Source organism: Rhodococcus sp. NPDC057529, assembly GCF_042802055.1.
Lineage (GTDB): Bacteria > Actinomycetota > Actinomycetes > Mycobacteriales > Mycobacteriaceae > Rhodococcus_F.
Window position 1 is genome coordinate 1 of record NZ_JBHVEY010000073.1, and the last position, 1154, is coordinate 1154.

At 54.9% G+C, this 1154-nt stretch carries 2 rRNA genes; both read left to right on the plus strand.

Annotated features, from left to right (window positions below):
• Window positions 1-78 (plus strand): 16S ribosomal RNA (locus ACFU5V_RS43070); the annotation flags it as partial.
• A gap of 335 nt (window positions 79-413) precedes the next feature.
• Window positions 414-1154 (plus strand): 23S ribosomal RNA (locus tag ACFU5V_RS43075); the annotation flags it as partial.

The following is a 1154-nucleotide window of genomic DNA, read 5'->3' on the forward strand; positions in this document are numbered from 1 at the left end:
TCGAAGGTGGGATCGGCGATTGGGACGAAGTCGTAACAAGGTAGCCGTACCGGAAGGTGCGGCTGGATCACCTCCTTTCTAAGGAGCACATCTCCGATGCTGTTGTCACACAGGTGACGACGGGTTGGCAGAGACCGTTGAGTCCTCATCAGTAGGACTGCGGACGCTCATGGGTGGAACACTGACAACCTTTCCCGCGTATCGGCCCGATCAGATGGTCGGCCGGCGGGTGATATATCGATGCACTGTTGGGTCCTGAGAGAACACGCGAGTGTTTTTTCTACAGGAAGGTAACGACAAGATCTGGACGTGGTCATACCGCGGGCGCCCGGTGAGGGTGTTCGGCTGGTGCCACATGTTGTCTGGGTGTTGTGTGTTGTTTGAGAACTGCACAGTGGACGCGAGCATCTTTGTTGTAAGTAATGAAGAGCGTACGGTGGATGCCTTGGCACCAGGAGCCGATGAAGGACGTAGGAGGCTGCGATAAGCCTCGGGGAGCTGTCAACCGAGCTGAGATCCGAGGATGTCCGAATGGGGAAACCCAGCACGAGTGATGTCGTGTTACCCGCACCTGAATATATAGGGTGTGTGGAGGGAACGTGGGGAAGTGAAACATCTCAGTACCCACAGGAAGAGAAAACAATAGTGATTCCGTGAGTAGTGGCGAGCGAAAGCGGAAGAGGCTAAACCATGGATGTGTGATAGCCGGCAGGTGTTGCATTCGTGGGGTTGTGGGGTTCATCTTGTCAATGCTGCCGTGTTGGCCGACAGTAAGAAATCGTTGTGTTAGTGGAAGTGGTCTGGAACGGCCTGTCGTAGAGGGTGAGAATCCCGTACACGAAAACATGACGACTGTCGTGATGGAAACCCAAGTAGCACCGGGCCCGTGAAATCTGGTGTGAATCTGTCGGGACCACCCGATAAGCCTGAATACTCCCTGGTGACCGATAGCGGACTAGTACCGTGAGGGAAAGGTGAAAAGTACCCCGGGAGGGGAGTGAAATAGTACCTGAAACCGTGCGCTTACAATCCGTCAAAGCCTTTGCACACTTCGGTGTGGGGGGTGATGGCGTGCCTTTTGAAGAATGAGCCTGCGAGTTAGTGGCATGTCGCGAGGTTAACCCGTGTGGGGTAGCCGTAGCGAAAGCGAGTCC